Below are 6,731 nucleotides of genomic sequence, written 5' to 3' on the forward strand. Positions count from 1 at the left end.
CGACAAGCGTATTAGCGATGCTTGAAAACCGGTTTGCGCTTCTCCACGAACGCGGCCATACCTTCCTTCTGATCTTCGGTAGCGAAGAGCGAATGGAACAGGCGCCGCTCGAAATGCACGCCTTCCGCCAAAGTCGTTTCGTAGGCGCGGTTGACCGATTCCTTCACCATCATCACGGCCGGCAGCGGGAATTCTGCGATCGTCGCAGCCGCAGCCACCGCCTCGTCGACCAGGGAAGCAGCGGGAATAACACGCGACACCAATCCGGCGCGCTCAGCTTCGGCGGCATCCATGAACCGCGCGGTCAGGCAGAGGTCCATTGCCTTCGCCTTCGAGACGGCGCGCGGCAAGCGCTGCGTACCGCCCGCGCCCGGCATGATGCCGAGTTTGATTTCCGGCTGGCCGAACTTTGCCGTGTCGGCGGCAAAAATGATGTCGCACATCATCGCCAACTCGCAGCCACCGCCGAGCGCGAACCCGGCCACCGCCGCAATGATCGGCTTACGAATGGAGCGAACGGTTTCCCAGTTGCGGGTGATGTAGTCACCCTTGTAGACATCCATATAGGTATAGGTGGACATCATGCCGATGTCGGCGCCGGCCGCGAACGCCTTTTCACTGCCCGTGACCACGATCGCACCGATCGCGTCGTCGGCGTCGAACTCGCGCAGCGCCGCCCCCAACTCGTCCATCAATGCGTCATTCAAAGCGTTCAACGCCTTCGGGCGATTCAACGTGATCAAGCCGACTCTTCCCCGCGTCTCCACCAGAATGTTCTCGTAAGCCATGCCGCCTCCTAAGGGTAGAAAATTGCGCGCGAAAACACTTCGCGCGGCCATCTTAATAATGCTACCATTCACCAACCAACCGGTCGGTCAATTATTCGACAGGCTTTTCCCAACGTACAGCCAAGCCCCTCTGCCATGACACATCCGCTATTCACCAAGCACGAAGACACGCTGCAAAAGGCACTCACCGCGGTTGAAACGCGCGGCTACTGGAGCCCGTTCGTCGAAATGCCCAGTCCGAAAGTGTACGGGGAAACGGCCAACGCGGACGGCGAAGCGGCATTCAAAGCGCATCTCAACGCGACGTTCCAACTGGACCAACCGTCGACGGGCGAAACCGTCGGCGCCGAAGTCTCACCGTTCGGATTCCCGCTCGGCGTGCGCTACCCGAAGGCCGACCCCGCCGCCCTGATCGCGGCGGCCGCCGCATCCCAGCGCGACTGGCGCGAGGCAGGCCCGCAGGCATGGATTGGCGTGTGCCTTGAAATCCTTGCCCGCGTGAATCGCGCCAGCTTCGAAATCGGCTATAGCGTGATGCACACGACCGGACAAGCATTCATGATGGCCTTCCAGGCCGGCGGCCCGCACGCGCAAGACCGCGCGCTCGAAGCTGTCGTGTACGCGTGGGACCAATTGCGCCGCATTCCCGGCAACGCCCACTGGGAAAAGCCGCAAGGCAAGAATCCGCCGCTCGCCATGCATAAGCGCTACACCGTCGTGCCGCGCGGCACCGGCCTCGTGCTCGGTTGCTGCACCTTCCCGACGTGGAACGGCTATCCGGGCCTCTTCGCCGATCTGGCCACGGGCAACACGGTCATCGTCAAGCCGCATCCGGGCGCGATCCTGCCGCTCGCACTGACCGTGCGAATCGCGCGTGACGTTTTGCGCGAAGCGGGTTTCGATCCGAACGTCGTCACTTTGCTGGCCACCGAACCGAACGACGGCGCGCTCGTCCAGGACTTGGCCCTGCGCCCGGAAATCAAACTCATCGACTTCACGGGCAGCACGCAAAACGGCACGTGGCTCGAGCGCAATGCGCACCAGGCACAGGTCTACACCGAAAAAGCCGGTGTGAACCAGATCGTGATCGACTCGGTCGACGACATCAAAGCCGCGGCCCGCAACATCGCCTTCTCGCTCGCGCTGTACTCGGGCCAGATGTGCACCGCGCCGCAAAACATCTACGTACCGCGCGGCGGTATCCGCACTGCGGAAGGCACGCTCGGTTTTGACGAAGTCGCTCAAGCCATTGCCGGCGCTGTGCAAAAACTCGTCGCCGACCCGGCTCGCGCTGTCGAACTGCTCGGCGCGATTCAGAACGAAGGCGTGACCCAGCGCATCGACGAAGCCGCAAAACTCGGCCGCGTGCTCGTCGAGAGTCTCACGCTCGAACATCCCGCTTTCGCCGGCGCCCGCGTGCGCACACCGCTCGTGCTCCAACTGGACGCCGCGACCGACCACGCGCAGTTCACCAAAGAATGGTTCGGTCCGGTCTCGTTCGTGATCGCGACGGACTCGACTGCACAGTCGCTCGATCTCGCCGGCGCAATCGCCGCCGAGCATGGCGCGCTAACGCTGTCGGTCTACAGCACGGACGAAGCAGTGCTCGAAGAAGCGCACGAAGCATCGATCCGCGGTGGCGTGGCCTTGTCGATCAATCTGACCGGCGGTGTGTTCGTCAATCAGTCGGCCGCCTTTTCGGACTTCCACGGCACGGGCGCAAACCCGGCGGCCAATGCCGCGCTGGCGGACGCAGCCTTCGTATCGAATCGCTTCCGCGTAGTTCAAAGCCGCGTTCATGTTGAACCGAAAGCGGCGCCGGCGGTAGCTGGCTGAATGGCCTAGGACAAAACACGGCTTCGTCCTATGCCGTTTGGCCGAATGGACCAGGCTATGTACCCCAACTAACATGAGGCATCGGATCGGCACCTCACGCCGATCCGCCCCAGCAGGAATCCCTATGAACGACGCCTTCATTTGCGATGCGATTCGCACCCCAATCGGCCGCTACGGCGGCGCCCTTAAGGATGTCCGCGCCGACGATCTCGGCGCGGTTCCGATCAGGGCGCTGATCGAACGCAATCCAGGCGTTGACTGGCGCGCCGTTGACGACGTGATTTATGGCTGCGCAAACCAGGCCGGCGAAGACAATCGCAACGTCGCCCGTATGTCGGCGTTGCTGGCCGGCTTGCCAACTGCGGCGCCCGGCGCAACCATTAACCGCTTGTGCGGCTCGGGCATGGATGCGGTCGGCACCGCGGCACGCGCCATCAAGGCGGGCGAAGCACGCCTGATGATCGCCGGCGGCGTCGAAAGTATGACGCGCGCGCCGTTCGTCATGGGCAAAGCGACCAGCGCGTTCTCGCGCCAAGCCGACATTTACGACACGACAATCGGCTGGCGCTTCATCAATCCGCTGATGAAACGTCAATACGGCGTCGATTCGATGCCTGAGACCGCGGAAAACGTTGCCGTCGAATTCAGCGTGAGCCGTGCCGATCAGGACGCGTTTGCGCTGGCGAGCCAGCAAAAGGCCGCTCGCGCCCAGCAGGACGGCACGCTGGCCCAGGAAATTGTCAGCGTCGACATCGCGCAAAAGAAGGGTGAGGCCGTACGCGTGCTGCTCGATGAACACCCGCGCGAAACTTCGCTCGAAAGTTTGAGCAAGCTCAAAGGCGTGGTTCGTCCGGACGGCAGCGTGACGGCCGGCAATGCGTCGGGCGTGAACGACGGCGCGTGCGCGCTGTTGCTGGCGAACCAGCAGGCAGCCGATCAATACGGCCTGCGCCGCCGCGCCCGCGTAGTGGGCATGGCAACAGCGGGCGTCGAACCGCGCATCATGGGTATTGGTCCGGCGCCGGCCACGCAAAAGCTGCTGAAGCAACTCGGCATGACGCTCGAACAACTCGATGTGATCGAGCTGAACGAAGCCTTCGCATCGCAAGGTCTGGCTGTTCTGCGCACGCTCGGTCTGCGCGACGACGACCCGCGCGTCAACCCGAACGGCGGAGCCATTGCGCTGGGTCATCCGCTGGGCGCATCGGGCGCGCGTCTGATCACGACCGCGCTGTACCAGTTGGAGCGGACCAACGGCCGCTTTGCCCTTTGCACGATGTGCATCGGCGTCGGCCAGGGCATCGCGCTGGTCATCGAGCGGATCTGACGTCAGCGCCACAGCGCCCATCGGTCAAAGAGACTTTGAGGAGACACCCAATGTCATATGAAGCGATTCGACTGGACATCGACGCATCGAGCCATGTCGCAACCATCACGCTGAACCGGCCGGACAAACTCAACAGCTTCACGCGCGCGATGCATCAGGAACTGAGCGCCGCGCTCGACGAGGTCGAAACGTCCAGCGCCCGCGCGCTCGTGCTCACCGGCGCGGGCCGCGGCTTTTGCGCCGGCCAGGATCTCGCCGACCTCGACTTCACACCAGGCGCCATGACCGATCTGGGTGAACTGATCGAGCAACATTTCAATCCGCTGATTCGCCGCCTGCAAGCGTTGCCGCTGCCTGTCATCGCCGCGGTGAACGGCACGGCCGCCGGTGCGGGCGCCAATCTCGCGCTCGCGTGCGACCTCGTGCTCGCGGCTCGCTCCGCCAGCTTCATTCAGGCATTCGTGAAGATCGGCCTCGTGCCGGACTCGGGCGGCACATGGTTCCTGCCGCAGCGCGTCGGCATGGCTCGCGCGTTAGGGCTCGCCATCACCGGCGACAAACTCAGCGCGGAAAAAGCCGAAAGCTGGGGCTTGATCTGGCAAGCAGTCGACGATTCGGATCTCGCCGCCACCGCGGTGAAACTAGCGACCCAACTTGCGCAACAACCCACGCGCGCCATCGCCGCCATAAAGCAGGCCATGCGTGCGGGCGCGACGCAAACGCTCGATCAGCAACTCGATCTCGAGCGCGATCTGCAACGCCAACTGGGTGCTTCCCACGACTACGCGGAAGGTGTGCAAGCCTTCGTTGAAAAGCGCACGCCGCGCTTCGAGGGCCGCTGATATGTCCGCTCAAGCCAATCATCCCAATCAGATGACGCCCGACGAACTCGCTCGCGCGACTGCTGCCGCGATGTACGAGAATGACGCGTGCAGCCGCGCGCTCGGCCTCGAAATCGTCGAAGTGCGGCCCGGATACGCGCGCCTGCGCATGGCCGTACGCGACGACTTTCTGAACGGCCATCAGATTTGCCACGGCGGCCTGATTTTCACGCTCGCGGATTCGACCTTCGCGTTCGCCTGCAACACGTACAACATCAACACGGTTGCCGCCGGCTGCTCGATCGAATTTCTGCGGCCCGTGCGAGGTGGCGACGTGCTGACGGCGGAAGCCGTCGAGCAGACGCTGAGTGGCCGAACCGGCATCTACGACATTCGCGTGACGAACCGTGCCGAAGAAACCGTTGCGATGTTCCGCGGCAAATCGGCGCAAATCAAAGGCAATCTGATTCCCACAGGCGATTGATAACAGCGACCTCGCAGCAACCGCGCATCAAACCCGCGATAACTCCGAGACACCACGCAGCAAACCCGTGACAGATTCGCGACGCAGTAGCGGCTCTTCGCCGCCACACCTTTGACCAGCAGCCAGCCCCAGGTTTTTGCGCGCAAGCGCACGTACATCAGACCCAAGCATTGAGGCAGCAAGGAGACATTCGATGACCACCGCCCTTCCGCTCGATCCGATCGAGACCGCCAGCCGCGACGAACTTGCCGCGCTCCAACTTGAACGGCTTAAATGGTCGTTGAACCACGCTTATGAAAACTCGCCGGTTTATCGACACAAATTCGACGAAGCCGGTGTTCATCCGAGCGAAGTGAAAACCCTCGCGGACCTGGCGCGTTTCCCCTTCACCACCAAGAAGGATCTGCGCGACAGCTACCCGTTCGGAATGTTCGCCGTGCCGCAAGAACAGATCTCACGGATTCACGCGTCGTCCGGTACGACGGGTAAGCCGACCGTGGTGGGTTACACCGCGCGCGACATCGACACGTGGGCGAATCTCGTCGCGCGTTCGATCCGCGCCGCCGGCGCGAAGCGTGGCGACAAGGTTCACGTGAGCTATGGCTACGGCCTGTTCACGGGCGGTCTCGGCGCGCACTATGGCGCCGAACGCGCGGGGCTCACCGTGATTCCGTTCGGCGGCGGCCAGACCGAAAAGCAGGTGCAACTGATCCAGGACTTCCGGCCGGACATCATCATGGTGACGCCGAGCTACATGCTCTCGATTGCGGACGAACTCGAGCGTCAAGGCATCGACCCGGCCAATTGTTCGCTGCGCCTCGGCATCTTTGGCGCGGAACCGTGGACCAACGACATGCGTCAGGCGATCGAAAAGCGCATGGGCATCGATGCTGTCGACATCTATGGCCTGTCCGAAGTGATGGGCCCAGGCGTGGCGTCGGAGTGCGTGGAAACGAAAGACGGCCCGACCATCTGGGAAGATCATTTCTATCCCGAGATCATCGATCCCGAAACCGGCGAGGTGCTGCCGGATGGCGAACTCGGCGAACTGGTGTTCACGTCGCTGACCAAAGAGGCGCTGCCGATCGTCCGCTACCGGACGCGCGACCTGACGCGCCTCTTGCCAGGCAGCGCCCGCACCATGCGTCGGATGGAAAAGATCACGGGCCGCTCGGACGACATGATGATCGTGCGCGGCGTGAACGTCTTTCCGACGCAGATCGAAGAACTGCTGCTCAAGCAGCACGCGCTCGCGCCGCACTACCAGATCGTGCTGACCAAGGAAGGCCCGCTCGACGTGTTGACGTTGAACGTCGAGCCTTGCCCGGAATCGGCGCCCGATACGGCCGCGTTGAACACGGCCAAGCAGGCGTTGACCTACGATATCAAGGCGCTGATCGGCGTGAGTGCGGTGGTGAACGTGCTGGGTGTAAACGGGATCGAGCGTTCGGTGGGCAAGGCGCGGCGCGTAGTGG

General features: G+C 63.0%; 6 protein-coding genes. 5 read left to right on the top strand and 1 reads right to left on the bottom strand.

Annotated features, from left to right (window positions below):
* Positions 1 to 11: 11 nt before the first annotated feature.
* Positions 12 to 788, bottom strand: a complete 777-nt coding sequence (locus PQR32_RS41905) for an enoyl-CoA hydratase (RefSeq protein ID WP_408241714.1) — start codon at positions 786 to 788, stop codon at positions 12 to 14.
* Between the two features lie 135 nt (positions 789 to 923).
* On the opposite strand from PQR32_RS41905, the gene paaN reads away from it, so the two are divergent.
* The 5 genes from paaN to paaK all read left to right on the top strand — a co-directional run.
* Complete coding sequence (gene paaN / locus PQR32_RS41910) at positions 924 to 2,624, top strand: phenylacetic acid degradation protein PaaN (protein WP_408241716.1); 1,701 nt, start codon at positions 924 to 926, stop codon at positions 2,622 to 2,624.
* Between the two features lie 124 nt (positions 2,625 to 2,748).
* Positions 2,749 to 3,951, top strand: coding sequence for a 3-oxoadipyl-CoA thiolase (gene pcaF / locus PQR32_RS41915; RefSeq protein WP_408241719.1), 1,203 nt, complete (start codon positions 2,749 to 2,751; stop codon positions 3,949 to 3,951).
* 50 nt (positions 3,952 to 4,001) lie between these two features.
* Positions 4,002 to 4,793: a 2-(1,2-epoxy-1,2-dihydrophenyl)acetyl-CoA isomerase PaaG gene (gene paaG, locus PQR32_RS41920; RefSeq protein ID WP_408241722.1), complete on the top strand. Its 792-nt coding sequence runs from the start codon at positions 4,002 to 4,004 to the stop codon at positions 4,791 to 4,793.
* A gap of 1 nt (position 4,794) precedes the next feature.
* Positions 4,795 to 5,256, top strand: a complete 462-nt coding sequence (paaI, locus tag PQR32_RS41925) for a hydroxyphenylacetyl-CoA thioesterase PaaI (RefSeq protein WP_408241725.1) — start codon at positions 4,795 to 4,797, stop codon at positions 5,254 to 5,256.
* Positions 5,257 to 5,449: 193 nt separating this feature from the next.
* The coding region (paaK, locus tag PQR32_RS41930; RefSeq protein ID WP_408241728.1) for a phenylacetate--CoA ligase PaaK at positions 5,450 to 6,731 on the top strand (1,282 nt) is incomplete at its 3' end.

Origin of the sequence: Paraburkholderia dipogonis, from assembly GCF_046027395.1 — a bacterium.
Taxonomy (GTDB): domain Bacteria; phylum Pseudomonadota; class Gammaproteobacteria; order Burkholderiales; family Burkholderiaceae; genus Paraburkholderia; species Paraburkholderia dipogonis_A.